Consider the following 16,044-nt stretch of genomic DNA (forward strand, 5'->3'; position numbering starts at 1 on the left):
TCCCCATGCTTGAAACCTGGGCCATGCTGCTCGCGGCCGCTTTCGTGGCGGGCGCGCTGAATGCCGTGGCCGGCGGCGGCAGCTTTCTCACGCTGCCGGCACTGGCCTTCACCGGTGTGCCGCCCGTGATGGCGAACGCCACCGGCACTGTGGCTTTGCTGCCCGGCTATGCCGCAGGCGCGTGGGGGTTCCGCGAAGACGTCCAAGCGCCGCCGGGGCTGTCGATGGGATGGCTCGTCGCGCTCTCGCTGCTGGGCGGCGCCGCCGGTGCGGGGCTGCTGCTCGTCACGCCCGAGGCCGCCTTCCGCCGCGCCGTGCCCTGGCTGCTGCTCGCGGCCACCGCCCTGTTCGCCATGGCCCCGCTGCTGCGCCGCTGGACGGCCGGCGCGCACTCAACCCCCTCCCCGGCCCGCGCCGTGGTGGGCGTGCTGGCCGTGTCGGTGTATGGCGGCTACTTCAACGGCGGGCTGGGCATCTTGCTGCTGGCGCTGTTCGGACTGCTGGGCTCCATGCCGCTGCACGCCATGAACGGACTCAAGAATCTGGTTTCCGCCCTGCTCACCGCCATCGCCGTCGCCGTCTATGCGGCGGGCGGCCTGGTGCTGTGGCCCCAGGCGCTGGGCATGATGGTGGCGGCCACCGCCGGCGGCTACGGCGGAGCACGCCTGGCGCGGCGCATTCCGGCGCCCTGGCTTCGCGCAGGCATCGTGGCGACCGGTCTCGGCATGGCGGCAGCCTTCTTCTGGCGCGGCTGACGACGCGGCTAACGACGCGGCTGGGCACTGCCGCCGCCAAGTTGCCGGGCGCTATCCCGGCGGAGGGATGCGCAGCGGGATCGTGATCGGCCCGTCGTTGATCAGGTGCACCTGCATCTCCGTGGCGAACCGGCCCGTCTGAACCACGGGGTGCTGCAAACGTGCCTGGTCCACGAAATGGTCGAACAGCCGGCGGCCGTCCTGCGGGGCGGCGGCATCGGTGAAGCTGGGACGGTTGCCGCCCCGGGTGTCGGCCACCAGCGTGAACTGGCTGACCAGCAGCAGGCCGCCACCCACGTCCTGCACGCTGCGGTTCATCTTGCCGGCGTCGTCGGCAAACACCCGCAGCTTCAGCAACTTGGACAGCAGCCGTTCGGCCTCGGCTTCGGTGTCGCCGCGTTCGGCGCACACCAGCACCAGCAGGCCCTGGCCGATGCGGCCCACGACCTCGCCCTCCACTTCCACGCGCGCTTCGCGCACGCGCTGCAACACACTCATCATGGTGCGGAATCCTTCGGTTCTTCCAGAAATGCCTCCACCCCGACGGGCAGCAGCTCGATGGTCACGCGCAAGCCGGGCACGGCGTGCATCAGCGCGGCCTCCACGGCGCCGCGCAACTGGGCGGCCCGGCCCAGGCTCCAGTCGGCCGGCACGTGCATGTGCAGGCCGGCAAAGCGGCGCTGCCCGGCCTGGCGCGTGGCCAGGTGGTCGAAGCGCACCTGCGGTTCGGCCTGGGCGAAGGCCTGCAGCGCTGCGTCGATGGCGGCCTGCGCCTCGGGCTCGACCGCCGCGTCCATCAGGCCCTGGGACGCGCGCCACACCATGTGCCCGCCTTCTTTCAGGATGTTGAGCGCCACGGCCATCGCCACCACCGGGTCGAGCCACAGCCAGCCCGTGGCGCTGGCCGCGCCGATGCCCACCACCACGCCGGCCGAGGTCCACACATCGGTGACCAGGTGCCGCGCATCGCCTTCCAGCGCCACCGACCGGTGCACGCGCGCGGACCGGAACATCAGCCAGGCCAGCCCGCCGTTCAGCGCCGAACTGGCCACGGACAGCGCCAGCCCCCAGCCGACCTGCTCCAGCGGCTGCGGCGAAGACAGCCGATGCGCCGCCGCCCAGAAGATGGCCGCCGCAGCGCCCACGATCAGAATGCCTTCGAAACCGGACGAAAAGTACTCGGCCTTGTGGTGCCCGTAAGGGTGGTCGTCGTCGGCCGGCCGCTGCGCGACCGTCACCATGGCCAGCGCGAAAATGGCGCCCGCCAGGTTGACGAACGATTCCAGCGCGTCCGACAGCAGCCCTACCGACCCGGTGAGGTGCCAGGCCAGCGTCTTGAGCACGATGGTGACCAGCGCCACCGCCACCGAACCCCACAGCAGCGTGCGGGGCGCCAGCGCGGCCGGGCCGGCATCACCCGTGGTGCCGGGGCCTGAAGGCGATTGGCGCGACGGCATGGGCCAGCCCTGCGATCAGTCGCCGTCCACCAGCCGTGCCTTCACCAGCTTGCCCTTGACCCGGCCGGACGCCAGGCGCCGCACCACGTCCTGCGCAATGCCGCGCTCCACGGCCACGTAGGTGGAGAAGTCGTTCACGTTGATCTTGCCCACCTGTTCGCGCGTGAAGCCCATCTCGCCGGTGAGCGCACCCAGCACGTCGCCGGCGCGGATCTTTTCCTTGCGCCCGCCGATGATCTGGATGGTGGCCATGGGCGGCAGCAGCGGCCCGCCCGGTGCTGCGGTGAGCTCGGACAGTGGATGCCATTCCGACTCGCGGCCCTGCAACTGCTCGATCTTGCCTACGCTGCCCATCTCGGGCAGGCTGGCCAGGCTCAAGGCGAGGCCTTCGGCATCGGCGCGGCCTGTGCGGCCGATGCGGTGCACGTGGATTTCCGGGTCGGGCGTCACGTCCACGTTGATCACCGCCTGCAACTGCGCGATGTCGAGGCCGCGCGCGGCCACGTCGGTCGCCACCAGCACCGTGCAGCTGCGGTTGGCGAACTGCACCAGCACCTGGTCGCGCTCGCGCTGCTCCAGTTCGCCGTACAGCGCCAGTGCGTGAAAGCCCTGCGCCTGCAGCACGCCCACCAGGTCGCGGCACTGCTGCTTGGTGTTGCAAAAGGCGATGGCCGATTCGGGCCGGAAGTGGTTGAGCAGCATCGACACGGCATGCAGCCGCTCGTTGTCCTTCACCTCGTACCAGCGCTGCGCGATCTTGGCCGAGCCATGCTGGGCCTGCACGGTGATGCGCTGCGGCTCCTTCATGAACTGGCGCGCCAGGCGTTCGATGCCTTCGGGGTACGTGGCGGAAAACAGCAGCGTCTGGCGCTCGGCCGGGCACTGGCGCGCGACCTTGGCGATGTCGTCGAAGAACCCCATGTCCAGCATGCGGTCGGCCTCGTCGAGCACCAGGGTGTTGAGCGCCTGCAAATCGAGCGTGCCGCGCTCCAGATGGTCCATCACGCGGCCGGGCGTGCCGACCACGATGTGGGCGCCATGCTCCAGGCTGGCGATCTGGCCACGCAGCGGCACGCCGCCGCACAGCGTGACCACCTTGATGTTTTCCTGGGCGCGGGCCAGGCGCCGCACTTCGGTGGCGACCTGGTCGGCCAGCTCGCGCGTGGGGCACAGCACCAGGGCCTGCACGGCGAAGCGCCGCGCATTGAGGTTGGCCAGCAATGCCAGCGCGAAGGCGGCCGTCTTGCCGCTGCCGGTGCTGGCCTGGGCGATCAGGTCGCGGCCCAAGAGGGCCACGGGAAGGCTCGCGGCCTGGATCGGCGTCATGCGGGTATAGCCCAGCTGCTGCAGGTTGGACAGGGTCGCGGGGTGCAGCGCCAGGGATGAGAACTCGGCGCCAGCGCCGGAAACGGAAGAAGTCATCCCCGGATTATCCCGGGGCCGGGCGTGCAAGGGCTTGCACCCTCGCCAGCGGAGCCCCGATCGGCTATAAAACTTCGAGATACAAAGCGGGTGGGACATGCCAGACACATCAAGCCAAGCGGACGGTCCTCCCCAGGACCCCCACTGCAGCAGTTCCTTGCTGCGGCTTCTGGCCGACTCCGTCCCGGCGCTGCTCGCGTACTTCGAATCGTCCACGCTGCGTTGTGTTTTCGCCAACCAGGGCTACGCCGAATCGACGGGCCACACCGTCGAGGCCATTCTGGGCAAGACGGTGCAGGAGGCCATCGGCGACGCCGCCTGGGCCTCGATCCAGCCCCAGGTGCAGCAGGTGCTGCAGGGCCAGCGCGTGCAGTACACGCGCAAGCAGCGCGTGCGGGGCGGCGCCACGCGCATGATCGAGGTCAACCTCATTCCCCACCTGCACCACCAACTCGGCCTGATGGGCGCTTTCGTGCTCATCAACGACATCACCCACCACTGGGAGGCCGAGCGTGCCGTGCGCGAGAGCGAAGAGCGCATGCGCAAGTTCTCGCAGGCCACCGAAGAGGCGATCGTGTTCCACCGCGAAGGCCTGGTCACCGATTTCAACGAGGCGCTCACGCGGCTGATGGGTTACACGCTGGACGAAGTCCGCGGCCAGCGCATGCTCGACTTCGTGAGCGAAGCGTTCCGCCCCGTCACCGAAGCCTATGTGCGCGAAGGCCGCGAAGAGCCTTATGAAGCCACGGTGCTGCACCGCGACGGCCGGCACGTGCCGGTGGAGATCGTCGGCAAGTCCATGCCCTGGAAAGGCGCGGACTACCGCATCGCGGTGCTGCGCGACATCTCCGCGCGCCGCCAGGCCCAGGAGCGCGTGGCTTTTTTGGCCACGCACGACGCGCTCACGCAGTTGCCCAACCGCGGCACGCTCATGGAGCGGCTCACCGGGGTGATCGAGACGGCACGGCGCCTTCCGCAGTCCGCCGCCGTGCTGTTCATCAACCTGGACCATTTCAAGACGGTGAACGATTCGCTGGGCCACCAGGCCGGCGACATGCTGCTGTGCGAGGTCTCGCGCCGGCTGGTGCAGGGCGTGCGCCCCGGCGACATCGTGGCGCGCGTGGGGGGCGACGAATTCGTCGTGGTGCTGGGCGACGCGCCGGATCGGCCGTCAGCCCTGGCAGTGGCCGACCAGCTGCTGGCGGACGTGTGCGCCGTGTTCCACGCCGAAGGCACGCCGCTGTCGGTGTCGGTCTCCATCGGCGTGAGCATGTATCCCGAGGACGGCGACAGCGCCACCGAACTGGTGCGCCGCGCCGACGCGGCCATGCAGCAGGCCAAGCACAGCGGCCGCGCCAACCGGCAGGCCTATGCACCGGGCATGGAGATCCCGTCCACCGGCGTGCTGCAGCACGAGCGCCTGCTGCGCGACGCGATCATGCACGGCGCCTTCGTACTGCACTACCAGCCGCAGGTGCGGCTCGAAGACGGCATGCTCGTAGGTTTCGAGGCACTCGTGCGCTGGCGCCACCCCGAGCGCGATCTGGTCGGGCCGATCGACTTCATCGCCTTCGCCGAAGCGCGCGGGCTCATCACGCCGATCGGCCGCTGGGTCCTGGTCGAGGCCTGCCGGCAGACGCGGGCCTGGCACGACGAAGGCCTGCCGCAGGTGCCGGTGGCTGTGAACCTCTCGGCGCTCGAATTCCGCCAGCGCGACGTGGCCGGCGAGATCGCGAGCGTGCTGCACCAGACGGGCCTGGCGCCGCGCTTTCTGGAGATCGAGATCACCGAATCGGTGCTCATGCACGATGCCGACCAGGTGCGCAGCACCCTCGATGCGCTCAAGGCGCTGGGCGTGCGCGTGTCCATCGACGATTTCGGCACCGGATATTCGTCGCTCGCCTATTTGAAGCGCTATCCCATCGACAAGCTCAAGATCGACCGCTCGTTCGTGGCCGATACGCCCGGCAACGAGGACGACGTGGCCATCGTCACTGCCATCGTGCAGATGGGCCGCAGCCTGCAGATCACGACCGTGGCCGAGGGCGTGGAAACGGCCGCGCAGCACGACCTGCTGCGCACCCTGGGCTGCCACCTGGCACAGGGCTATCTGATCTCGCCGCCCATGGACCCGCGCCAGACGCGCGAGTGGCTGCTGAAAAGATAGCGGGCCCGTCATCCGGCTGACCCGCTTGCCCGTGGACAATAGGCGCCATGGCCCAGATCCCAGACTTCACCGAGCCCACCCTCCATACCGACCCCGCCGATGCGCTGGCCCAGGTGCAGCGCATCTACCAGCAGCAGATCGGGCATCTGCGCGAGGCCATGCAGCGCTTCGTCGCCGGCGAAACCCCGGCCAGCCATGTGCGGGCGTTCTATCCCTTCGTTCGGGTGCAGACCACCACCGTGGCCCGCGCCGCCACCCAGCTGGCCTACGGCTTCGTGGAAGGCCCCGGCCGCTACGAAACCACCCTGACCCGGCCCGACCTGTTCGCGAACTATTACGCCGAGCAGTTCCGCCTGCTGCGCGACAGCCACAACATCGAGCTGGAGGTGGGCATCAGCAGCCAGCCCATCCCCATCCACTTCTCGTTCGCCGAGCACGACCACATCGAGGGCACGCTGACCGCCCAGCGCCGCATGCTCATGCGCGACGTGTTCGATCTGCCCGACCTGGAGGCCATGGACGACGGCATCGCCAACGGCACCTGGGCCCCCCGCCCGGGCGAGGCGCAGCCTCTGTCGCTCTTCACCGCCCCGCGCGTGGACTATTCGCTGCACCGCCTGCGCCACTACACCGGCACCGCGCCCGAGTGGTTCCAGAACTTCGTGCTGTTCACCAACTACCAGTTCTACATCGATGAATTCGTGCGCCTGGGCCATGCCGAAATGGCCAAGCCGGACAGCGAATACGTCGCCTTCGTCGAACCCGGCAATGTCGTCACGCGCCGCACCGGCCTGCCCGCCCAGCCGGGCGACGAACTGGGCGTGGCGCCGCCCCGGCTGCCGCAGATGCCGGCCTACCACCTCATGCGGGCCGACAAGAGCGGCATCACCATGGTCAACATCGGCGTGGGCCCCTCCAACGCCAAGACCATCACCGACCACATCGCCGTGCTCAGGCCCCATGCCTGGATGATGCTGGGCCACTGCGCAGGCCTGCGCAACAGCCAGCAGCTGGGCGACTACGTGCTGGCCCATGCCTACGTGCGCGAAGACCACGTGCTCGACGAAGAACTGCCCCTGTGGGTGCCGATTCCCGCGCTGGCCGAGATCCAGATGGCGCTGCAGCAGGCCGTGGCCGACGTCACGCAGATCGAGGACGCCGACCTCAAGCGCATCATGCGCACCGGCACTGTGGCCAGCACCGACAACCGCAACTGGGAACTGCTGCCCGACAACATGCCCCAGCGCCGCTTCAGCCAGAGCCGCGCCGTGGCGCTGGACATGGAAAGCGCCACCATCGCCGCCAATGGCTTTCGCTTCCGCGTGCCCTACGGCACCCTGCTGTGCGTGAGCGACAAGCCCCTGCACGGCGAGATCAAGCTGCCCGGCATGGCCAACCATTTCTACCGCGAGCGGGTCGACCAGCACTTGCGCATCGGCATGCGCGCCATCGACATCCTGCGGGCCGGCGGTGTGAGCCGCCTGCACAGCCGCAAGCTGCGCAGCTTCGCCGAGGTGGCGTTCCAGTGATGGACGAGGTGGGCGCCGCCACCGTGGGTTGATGCGGCTGGATTTCGTCACCCTGCTGGCCATCACGGCCACCAACCTGTTCATGCTCTCGGCGGCGCTGCCGCTGATCATGGGCCGGCACGCGGGCCCCGCCGCGCGCTGGGTGCGGGCCAGCCTGCTGCTGCAGGGCCTGGCATGGGCCGCCATCATCGCGTCCTCCTACGCCTGGGATCAGACGCTGTCCACCGTGTCCATGGCCGCCAATGCGCTGGCCCAGTGGGCCATCTTCGAAGCCCTCGCGATCTGGCTCGGGCCCCGGCCCGGCCGCCGGCTCATGCAGGCGCTGGTGGTGGCCATTCCACTGGGCTACACGCTCGGCTTCGGCCACTACGCGTTCCGCGTCGGCTGGGCCAACCTGCTGCTGGCCGCGCTGCTGCTCACCGTCGCGCGCGCCACGCTGTACCCCGCCAGGCCTGCGAGCCGGCGCTGGCGGCTGCTGCTCCTGGCCTGCCTGGCGACCATGGCCGGGTTCACCGCAGCGCGCGGCGTGCTGGGTGCCTTCACCGACGCCTACCCCAGCTTTCGCACGCCCCACCCCGTCAACATCGCGGCAGCCCTGGCCGCCAACGTCACGCTCGTGCTGGGCACGGTGGCGCTGCTGGTCGCCTGGCGCGACGAGGCCGAGCAGCAGTTGCGCACCCTGGCCATGACCGATGCGCTCACCGGCCTGCTCAACCGCCGCGGCTTCGAAGCGCACGGGCAGGCACTGTGCGCCCGCGCCACCCGCCAGCGCCTGCCGCTCGCGGCCCTGCTGCTCGACCTGGACCACTTCAAGCGCATCAACGACGCCTACGGCCACGAAGCCGGCGACCGCGCCCTGGCCCTCTTCGCCCGGCTGGCCCAATCCATCGCCGGCCCGGACGACACCGTCTGCCGCTTCGGCGGCGAGGAATTCGGCGTGCTCCTGCTCCGCGCGGGCCAGGACGCGGTACGGCGCTTCGACCAGCGCCTGCGCAAACGCCTGCAGGCGGAAAGCGCCGCCACGCTGGGCTTTGCCATCGACTACAGCGCGGGTGCCGCGCTATGGAGGGGCGACGAAGAGGACTTGGCGACGCTCATGGCGCGTGCGGACGCGGCGCTCTACGCGGCGAAGGAACAGGGGCGGCGGCAACTGGCGATGGGGTAGGCAGCGACGCCTGCGGCTGTGCTGGAATGGCGCCAACGAAATTCAACGTGGGGCAACGAGTGGGAAAGCCTTTTCTGCACCGGGCCCCAGCCGCATTCCCCTGAAACCCAGTGATCGCCAATGCCATGACCCCTGCCGTTTTACATCGCTTCGCCTGCGCAGGCGCCACGCACGCCGTGCGGACCGCATGCATTGTTATCGCCTGGGCCTGTGCGGGCTCGTTGGCGGTACCGGCTCTGGCGGCAACGAATGCGATCGCGGCACAAGCGTCCCTGTCCGGCGCCTCCGCACAAACGGCGGCAGACACCTTGCGCCTGTTGCCTGCAGGGCCCTTGGTATCCGGCGAGAGGCAAAGCAGGACGCTGGCGTGGTCGCCCGACGGAAAGCGCTTTGCACGCCTGTTGCCCGACCGCATCGAGCTTTGGCAGCAGTCGCCGCAGCAGCGCATCGCAGCGATCACGGAGGCGCCACCCGGACCGCCTGCGATTGCCGGCCCGGGGAATGCCGCGTCGTTCTACCAGTTGCTCTTCGGTCCCGACGGAAAGTTGCATTACATCGCCAACGGCGTGCACGGCTGGTTGGACGCCGACCTGCGCCGCGGCTCCGGCCCGGCGGTAGAGCAGATCAGCTCGGATGGGCGCTATGCCGTCAGCACCCTGCGCAGCCAGGGCGATGCGGCGCCTGCACAACACGTCATCGATCTGGCCACGGGAAAAACCGTGTGCCCCCTGCCCGGCGTGCAGCTGGACGGGGCGGCGGCCAGTTTCGGCATGGCGTGGTTCGCGGCACGCCTGCCGTCCACCGGCCCGCAGGACCCTGCCAAACCCCTGGCTGTGTGCGACCTGACGCGTGGGAAGACGCTGCTGGTGCCGCTGGCCGGGGTGAGTTTTCGGGCCCCTGTGGTGGACCCTCAAGGGCGCTGGATGCTGGCCGGCGGCTGGGCCCCAGACCTGTCGGGCGGCCGGGTGGCCCGGTCGTTCGTGTACACGCTGCCGCTGGACGCGGACCAAACCGGCCAAGGCTCTGCCTCCGCTTCCAGTCCTGGGAGCGATCTGTGCAAGACCTTCGCGTGCGGCCTGCCGACCGCACGCGAGTTGAAAACCCCCATGCCCCTGGAGCCCCGCGTATCCCCGGACGGTCGGTGGCTGGTGGAGCCTGCGGCCCAGGGCGGCATTGCACTGTTCCGGTCACCTTCGATGCAGCACGTTGCCCTGCTGCAAAGCCCGGCTGGCGAGCGCATGCAGCCCGCGTCGCGCTTGGCTTTTTCGCCCAATGGCCAATGGCTGGCCGTGCAGGCAGGGCAGCATCTGTACCGCGTGGACCTGCGCCAGTCGTCACCCGCGCTGGTGCCCGTTGCCATCGATGCGCGCATCGCCAATCTGCACAGCATCGGAGACGACGGGCGCCAATGGCTGCTCAGCGTCGTGAAGCACGCGGAGCCCACGCTCTGGCAGGAAGGCGTCTGGCACATCGCGCCTTGACTGCCACCGCCACGGGGCAACCCCTGGGAGGGCCCGCGCTGTTGTCTATGCCACCGGCAACCGCCGCTTGAGCACGCCCAGCGCCAGCGCCGTCACCCCCGTGCCGGCCGCGATCGCCAATGCGTACAGCATCACGTGGTTGACCGCGTTCGGAATGGCCAGCACGAACACGCCGCCGTGCGGCGCCTGCAGGCCGATGTTCCACATCATCGACAGGCCGCCCGCCACGGCCGCGCCGGCCATGCAGGCCGGAATCACCCGCAGCGGGTCGCGCGCGACGAACGGAATCGCCCCTTCGGTGATGAAGGCCAGGCCCAGCACGGCGACGGCCTTGGAGGCCTCGCGTTCCTCGGCGCTGAAGCGGCTGCGGAACACCCAGCAGGCCAGGGCGATGCCCAGCGGCGGCACCATGCCGGCCGCCATGGTGGCGGCCATGGGATTGGCCACACCGCTGGCGATCAAGGTGGTGGAGAACACGTAGGCGGCCTTGTTGACCGGCCCGCCCATGTCGAACGCCATCATCGCGCCGAGGATCACGCCCAGCAGCACGGCGCTGCCGGTCTGCAGGCCCTTGAGCCATTCGGTGAGTGCGGCCATCACGCCGGCCATGGGCTTGCCGATGACCATCATCATGAGCACGCCGACCACGAGCGTGCCCAGCAGCGGCAGCAGCACCACGGGCTTCAAGCCGTCGAGCGTGCGCGGCAGGCGGATGGTGCGGTTCATCCAGTACACCGAATAGCCGGCGATGAAGCCCGCCGCGATGGCGCCGAGAAACCCCGCGCCCACGGTGCCCGCGAGCAGGCCGCCGATCATGCCGGGCGCAATGCCCGGGCGGTCGGCGATCGAAAACGCGATGTAGCCCGCCAGTGCCGGCAGCATGAGCGTGAAGCCGGCCTTGGCGCCGATCTGAAACAGCGTCCAGCCCAGCGTGCCCTGGTGCGCGTCGTCGTAAACGTAGATGCCGCCCAGCGCGAAGGCCAGCGCGATCAGCAGCCCGCCCGCCACCACGAAAGGCAGCATGAACGACACGCCGGTCATCAGGTGCTTGTAGGGGCCGGTGCGCTCCGTGCTGCGGGCGGCAGCGGCGGCCGGGGCCGCCCCGGGCGTTGTCGCCGCGGTGCCTGCCGCTGGCGCGTCGCCCCACACAGCGGCCTGCGCCGCCGCCTGGGCGAACACCGCAGCCGCGTCGTGGATCGCGGCCTTGGTGCCGGTCGCATACAGGCGCTTGCCAGCGAATCGCGCGCGGTCCACCTGCGTGTCGGCAGCGATCACGACCAGATCGGCGCTGGCGATCTCGTCGGGGGTGAGGGCGTTCTGCGCGCCGACCGATCCCTGCGTCTCGACCTTGATGGCGTGGCCCAACGCCTGCGCGCCCTGCTCCAGCGCTTCGGCCGCCATGAAGGTGTGGGCCACGCCCGTGGGGCAGGAGGTGATGGCGACGATGCGAAGGGGCCGTGCCGCTTCGGCGGCGGCCACCGCTGGCGCCACTGCGGCGGGGGCCGGGGCGCCGTTCGCCGCGACACCACCACCGTTGCCGTTGCCGCCACCGGCGCCGGTGCGTGCCAACGCGGCGCGCACGACTTCGGCCGCGTCGGCCAGCACGGCCCCCGGCGTGGTTTCGTGCAGGCGCGCGGCGGGCAGGCCGTTGCGGTCCACGGCCATGTCGGCCGCGATGATGACGGCGTCGGCACGGGAGAGTTCGTCGTCCGTCCAGCCGCCCTGGGCGCCCAGGCTGCTGCGCACGCTCAGGGCGATGTCGTGGCCGAGCCGTTCGGCGGCGGCGCGCAGCGCCTCGCCGGTCATGAAGCTGTGCGCCGGGCCAGCCTGGCTGGCGGCGATGGCGATGAGGTGGGCCATGGGGTGGTCTCCGTGCGGGTTCGGGTTCGTTCTGGGAGCGAAAGTCAGACAGGGTGCGGCGCGATGGCGGCGGCCAGGGCGTCCACTTCGTGGCGCGGCGGCAGCCCGGGGGCGATGCGCTGGATGCGCGCGGCGGCGCAGGCCATGCCGAACACCGCCGCATCGGGAAAAGTCCCGCCCTGGGCGAGTGCGGCCAGCGTTCCCGCCACCAGCGCGTCGCCGGCCCCCACCGTGGTCGCGACCGGCACGCGTGGCGCGGCCGCATGCCAGCTGCCCTGCGGCGTGGCGATCACCGCGCCTTCGCCGCCGAGCGAAACGACGGCGTGCCGCACGCCGTAGCGCTGGCACAGGTCCGAGGCGGCTTCGGCCACCTCCGCCAGCGTGGGCAGGGCGCGGCCGGCCAGTTCTTCCAGTTCGGCCCGGTTGGGCTTGACCAGCGCCACCGGCACGGCCGGGCCGGCGGCGGGATCGGACAGGCGCTGCAGCAGTTGCCGCAGCACGTCGCCGCCCGTGTCGATCACGATGTGCGCGCCCTGCGCGGCGAGCGCGCGGGCCAGCCGCTCCCACACGCCGTGCGTGGCGCCGGGCGGCAGGCTGCCGGCCAGTTCGCACCAGTCGCCGTATTCCACCTGCTGCTGCAGCGTGGCCAGCAGCGCGGCCTCGGCCTGCGCCAGCGCGTCGGGCGCCAGGGCCAGACCGGGCAGGTTGATGTCGGTCGAGTCGCCGCGCTCGGCATCGGCCAGCTTGATGTTGGTGCGGGTGCTGCCCGCCACGCGCACCATCGCATCGGCGATGCCGCTGGCAGCGAACACGGCGGTGAACACGCCGTCGTTGTCGGCGCCCAGCCAGCCGCTCGCGGTGACCGGCACGCCCAGGGCGGACAGCACCGCCGCCACGCCGATGCCTTTGCCGCCGGCCTCGGTCTGCTGCCCCAGCGCGCGGTGCACGGCACCGGGCACCAGCGTGGGAATGCGCACCGTCTGGTCGATGGCCGGGTTGAGCGTGACGGTGAAGACGCGCGCCAAAGCCGCGGGGGCTGCAGGGTTCGCAGGCACTGCGGTCGTCATGGCGTGGCCTCCCCGGTGAGGGCCGCTGCCGAACGTTCAGCATAAAAAACGGCACCAGCGCAATAAACACTAGGGCACATAGCTATTAATTTAATAGCAAACGTCATGATGATGCTCCTTCGCTGCCCATCGGGCTGGCCGGGCGCAGCGCGGCGCCCAGGGCGCGCACCTCGTCGGCGGTGTCCACGTCCAGCGCGCGGCGGGCGAGTTCTTGCAGCTCGGCCAGCGAGTGCCGGCGCAGCAGCGCCTTCACGCTGCCGATGTCGCCGCTGCTCATGCTCAGCTCCTGCACGCCCAGCCCGGCCAGCAGCGCGGCGCCCAGCGGCTCGCCCGCCAACCCGCCGCACACCCCGACCCAGCGCCCGTGCACGGCAGCGCCCGCGATGGTGCGTTCGATCAGGCGCAGCACCGCCGGGTGCAGGCTGTCGGCCATGCCGGCAAGTTCGGGATGCTGGCGGTCCACCGCCAGCGCGTACTGCGTGAGGTCGTTGGTACCGATCGAAAAGAAATCGACATGCGCCGCCAGCCGGTCGGCCATCAGCGCGGCCGAGGGTACTTCGATCATGATCCCCACGGGCACCTGGGGCGCGTCCAGTTCGCGGCGCACGGCTTCCATGCGCTGGCGCAACTGGTGCACTTCCTCCACCGTGCTGATCATCGGGAACATGACCGACAGCGGACCATGCCGCGCCGCGCGGTACAGCGCCCGCAGCTGCGGCACCAGCAGGTCGTCGCGTCGCAGGCACAGCCGCGCGCCGCGCAGGCCGAGGAAGGGGTTGTCCTCCACGGGCAGATCGAGGTGCGGTACCTGCTTGTCGCCGCCGATGTCCAGCGTGCGAACGATCAGCGGGCGGCCGTCCAGCGCCTCGACCATTGCCCGGTAGACGGCGTACTGGTCGTCTTCGTCGGGCACCGTGTCGCGCTCCAGAAACAGGAATTCGGTGCGCATAAGGCCCACGCCTTCAGCACCGGCCTCCAGCGCGCGCGTGGCCTGATCGGCGCGATTGGCGTTGGCGGCGATCTCCACCGTGTGGCCGTCGGTGGTGGTGGCCGGCAACTGGCGGGTGCGGGCTTCTTCCTCTTGCCGGCGGGCCAGGCGCTGCATGCGCTCGCGCGCCTCGATCAGCGCCGTCTCGCTCGGGCCCACGTAGAGCCGGCCGCGGTAGCCGTCCAGGATGGCGGGCATGCCGGCGGCCGCCTCCGCGCCCAGCACGCCAGGGCCGGCCGCCACCACGGCCGGCAGCCCCAGCGCACGCGCCAGGATGGCGGTGTGGGCGGTCGGGCCGCCGCGCGCGGTGCAGAAACCCCGCACCCTGGCGGTGTCGATCTGCGCGGTGACCGAAGGCGACAGGTCGTCGGCCAGCAAGATGGCATCGGCCGGCCACGCAGCGGCGGCGCCGCCCTCGGGCTCGTCCCCGCGCCCCAGCAGGTGGCGCAGCACGCGCTCGCCCACGTCCTGCACGTCGGCTGCGCGCGCGGCCAGCGTGGCATCGGGCAGCGCGCGCTGCGCCGCCACGCGCTCTGCCACCGCACGGCGCCAGGCCCAGGCCACGCCATGGCCTTGCACCACGCTGCGGCTGGTGGCGAGCAACAAGTCGGCGTCCTGCAAAAGCCCTGCGTGGGCGGTGAAGATGCCGGCCTGCTCGGCCTTGCCGGCAGCGCGTGCGCCATCGGCCAATTGCTGCAATTGCGCCAGCGCAGCGGCCAGGGCCTGGTCCAGCGCGGCGGCCTCCGCGGCCACCGACGTGAAGCGGTCGTCCACCTCCAGCGCGGCCGCGCCCGCCTGCACCAGCGTGCCGATCACCAGCCCCGGGCTGGCAGCGATGCCGGTGAAGGTCTGGCGCGCGGTGGGCTGCCAGTCGCCCAGTTCGCGGCCCAGCCCTTGCGCCTGCGCCTGTCGGGCGGCGGACAGCTCGGCCTGGCGGTTTTCCTCATCGCCCAGCCGCACGATGGTGTCGCGCAGCGCCGCCAGCGCGGCGGCGGCGTCGGGCCCCTGGGCCGACAGGCGCAACTGCGCGCCGCGGCCCGCGCCCAGGCTCAGCAGGGCAGCCAGGTTCTTGGCGTCGGCCACCGTGTCGCCGCAGCGCACGTGCACCCGGGCCGTGAAGCGCTTGACCGCCTGCGCCCATTGCCCGGCCGGGCGCGCGTGCAAGCCGTTGGGATAGTTCAGCGACAGCTCGTGGCCCAGCGGAAAGTCTTCCAGCCCGGCGGGCTCGGCGGAGCCCGCAGCGCCACCGGCCGATTCATCGCCCGTGAGCGCCCGCACTATCTCGCCGGCATCGCGCGTGGTGGCCATGCGGTCCATGAGCGCGTCGTCGCGCATCAGGCGCGTGAGGCGGCGCAGCACGGCGATGTGCTCGTCCGACGCGGCGGCGATCGCCACCACCAGGCGCGCCTGCTTGGCATCGTCGCCCCAGCGTACGCCTCCTGGCACCTGCAGCACGGCCAGGCCGGTGCGCAGCACCAAATGCTTGTCCTCCACCATGCCATGCGGGATGGCCAGGCCCTGGCCCAGGAACGTGTTGGCGACCTTCTCGCGCTGCAGCAGGCTGTCGGTGTAGGCGGGCTGTGCGTGGCCGGCCTGGGCCAGCAAAGCGCCGGCGGCGCGCACGGCGTCTTCTCGGTTGTGGGGCGCAGCGCCCAGGCGGACCTCGACCGGGATCGTGGACATGGTGCAATGTCTCCTTGTTTTGGTATCGATTCCAGGCGGCGATTATGAAACCGGTTTTCTCGGCGAACAAGACCGCGATCCGGACCACCCCTACAGAAACTCGGGAAATCCCCTAGATAGTCCGCCCTGAACAATCTGCAAGCCCTTGATCTGACACGTAGTTCTGCTGATGGATGGGCGCAGGATTTGCAAGGTATGGTTGTTCCAGTACCTGTTTTCTTGCAAATTTCTCCGAGGAGTTCCATGGGTCCGAAGCCTTCGCTGCCTCAGTCCGGTGAGTTGTTTCGCCCACGGCTGGACGAGCAGCTCAACATGAAGCACCCGCTGGTCCGTTTGGCTGCGCTGATCGACTGGGCCGAGATCGAGCGCACGTTCGTGGTCTCGTTCACTTCCTGGCGGGGCCGGCCCGCATTGCCACCTCGTCTGATCGCCGGGTTGCTGTACCTGCAGCACACCTTCGATGCCTCCGA

Annotated in this window: 12 protein-coding genes; 6 read left to right on the plus strand and 6 right to left on the minus strand. The window is 70.4% G+C overall.

The window, feature by feature from the left end; genetic code table 11:
- Positions 1-5: 5 nt before the first annotated feature.
- Positions 6-755, plus strand: coding sequence for a sulfite exporter TauE/SafE family protein (locus tag BLT03_RS07690; RefSeq protein ID WP_092741910.1), 750 nt, complete (start codon positions 6-8; stop codon positions 753-755).
- A gap of 51 nt (positions 756-806) precedes the next feature.
- Here the strand turns inward: BLT03_RS07690 and dtd are convergent, their stop codons facing one another.
- The 3 genes from dtd to dbpA are packed head-to-tail and all read right to left on the minus strand — an operon-like array spanning position 807 to position 3,634.
- A complete protein-coding gene (dtd, locus tag BLT03_RS07695; protein ID WP_092741912.1) occupies positions 807-1,256 on the minus strand; it encodes a D-aminoacyl-tRNA deacylase in 450 nt (149 codons plus the stop codon).
- A complete protein-coding gene (locus BLT03_RS07700) occupies positions 1,253-2,212 on the minus strand; it encodes a cation diffusion facilitator family transporter (RefSeq protein ID WP_092741914.1) in 960 nt (319 codons plus the stop codon). The genes dtd and BLT03_RS07700 overlap by 4 nt, the downstream gene beginning before the upstream one ends.
- A gap of 15 nt (positions 2,213-2,227) precedes the next feature.
- Positions 2,228-3,634, minus strand: a complete 1,407-nt coding sequence (dbpA, locus tag BLT03_RS07705) for an ATP-dependent RNA helicase DbpA (RefSeq protein ID WP_092741916.1) — start codon at positions 3,632-3,634, stop codon at positions 2,228-2,230.
- 97 nt (positions 3,635-3,731) lie between these two features.
- Here dbpA and BLT03_RS07710 point away from each other — a divergent pair, with 97 nt between their 5' ends.
- The 4 genes from BLT03_RS07710 (at position 3,732) to BLT03_RS07725 (ending at position 9,976) form a co-directional block, all read left to right on the plus strand.
- Positions 3,732-5,801 carry a putative bifunctional diguanylate cyclase/phosphodiesterase gene (locus BLT03_RS07710; RefSeq protein WP_092741918.1) on the plus strand — a complete coding sequence of 690 codons (2,070 nt, stop codon included), beginning with the start codon at positions 3,732-3,734 and terminating at the stop codon, positions 5,799-5,801.
- A gap of 47 nt (positions 5,802-5,848) precedes the next feature.
- Positions 5,849-7,330, plus strand: a complete 1,482-nt coding sequence (locus BLT03_RS07715) for an AMP nucleosidase (RefSeq protein ID WP_092741920.1) — start codon at positions 5,849-5,851, stop codon at positions 7,328-7,330.
- A gap of 31 nt (positions 7,331-7,361) precedes the next feature.
- Positions 7,362-8,495, plus strand: coding sequence for a GGDEF domain-containing protein (locus BLT03_RS07720; RefSeq protein WP_092742057.1), 1,134 nt, complete (start codon positions 7,362-7,364; stop codon positions 8,493-8,495).
- Between the two features lie 125 nt (positions 8,496-8,620).
- Positions 8,621-9,976 carry a WD40 repeat domain-containing protein gene (locus BLT03_RS07725; RefSeq protein ID WP_139160346.1) on the plus strand — a complete coding sequence of 452 codons (1,356 nt, stop codon included), beginning with the start codon at positions 8,621-8,623 and terminating at the stop codon, positions 9,974-9,976.
- Positions 9,977-10,021: 45 nt separating this feature from the next.
- Here the strand turns inward: BLT03_RS07725 and BLT03_RS07730 are convergent, their stop codons facing one another.
- The 3 genes from BLT03_RS07730 to ptsP form a co-directional block, all read right to left on the minus strand.
- Positions 10,022-11,836, minus strand: a complete 1,815-nt coding sequence (locus BLT03_RS07730; protein WP_092741924.1) for a fructose-specific PTS transporter subunit EIIC — start codon at positions 11,834-11,836, stop codon at positions 10,022-10,024.
- A gap of 44 nt (positions 11,837-11,880) precedes the next feature.
- Entirely contained in the window at positions 11,881-12,903 is a 1,023-nt protein-coding gene (locus tag BLT03_RS07735; protein WP_092741926.1) for a 1-phosphofructokinase family hexose kinase, read from the minus strand.
- Between the two features lie 103 nt (positions 12,904-13,006).
- Complete coding sequence (ptsP, locus tag BLT03_RS07740; RefSeq protein WP_092741928.1) at positions 13,007-15,574, minus strand: phosphoenolpyruvate--protein phosphotransferase; 2,568 nt, start codon at positions 15,572-15,574, stop codon at positions 13,007-13,009.
- A gap of 243 nt (positions 15,575-15,817) precedes the next feature.
- On the opposite strand from ptsP, the gene BLT03_RS07745 reads away from it, so the two are divergent.
- On the plus strand, positions 15,818-16,044 hold a 227-nt coding region (locus BLT03_RS07745; RefSeq protein ID WP_491907764.1), incomplete at its 3' end, for a transposase.

The sequence above is a fragment of the Paracidovorax valerianellae genome (assembly GCF_900102625.1).
GTDB lineage: Bacteria > Pseudomonadota > Gammaproteobacteria > Burkholderiales > Burkholderiaceae_C > Paracidovorax > Paracidovorax valerianellae.

Bases quoted from the DNA above. Each gene is read 5' to 3' on its own strand.
- BLT03_RS07690 (WP_092741910.1), top strand. From the start codon at position 6: ATGCTTGAAACCTGGGCCATGCTGCTCGCGGCCGCTTTCGTGGCGGGC.
- dtd (WP_092741912.1), bottom strand. From the start codon at position 1,256: ATGATGAGTGTGTTGCAGCGCGTGCGCGAAGCGCGCGTGGAAGTGGAG.
- BLT03_RS07700 (WP_092741914.1), bottom strand. From the start codon at position 2,212: ATGCCGTCGCGCCAATCGCCTTCAGGCCCCGGCACCACGGGTGATGCC.
- dbpA (WP_092741916.1), bottom strand. From the start codon at position 3,634: ATGACTTCTTCCGTTTCCGGCGCTGGCGCCGAGTTCTCATCCCTGGCG.
- BLT03_RS07710 (WP_092741918.1), top strand. From the start codon at position 3,732: ATGCCAGACACATCAAGCCAAGCGGACGGTCCTCCCCAGGACCCCCAC.
- BLT03_RS07715 (WP_092741920.1), top strand. From the start codon at position 5,849: ATGGCCCAGATCCCAGACTTCACCGAGCCCACCCTCCATACCGACCCC.
- BLT03_RS07720 (WP_092742057.1), top strand. From the start codon at position 7,362: ATGCGGCTGGATTTCGTCACCCTGCTGGCCATCACGGCCACCAACCTG.
- BLT03_RS07725 (WP_139160346.1), top strand. From the start codon at position 8,621: ATGACCCCTGCCGTTTTACATCGCTTCGCCTGCGCAGGCGCCACGCAC.
- BLT03_RS07730 (WP_092741924.1), bottom strand. From the start codon at position 11,836: ATGGCCCACCTCATCGCCATCGCCGCCAGCCAGGCTGGCCCGGCGCAC.
- BLT03_RS07735 (WP_092741926.1), bottom strand. From the start codon at position 12,903: ATGACGACCGCAGTGCCTGCGAACCCTGCAGCCCCCGCGGCTTTGGCG.
- ptsP (WP_092741928.1), bottom strand. From the start codon at position 15,574: ATGTCCACGATCCCGGTCGAGGTCCGCCTGGGCGCTGCGCCCCACAAC.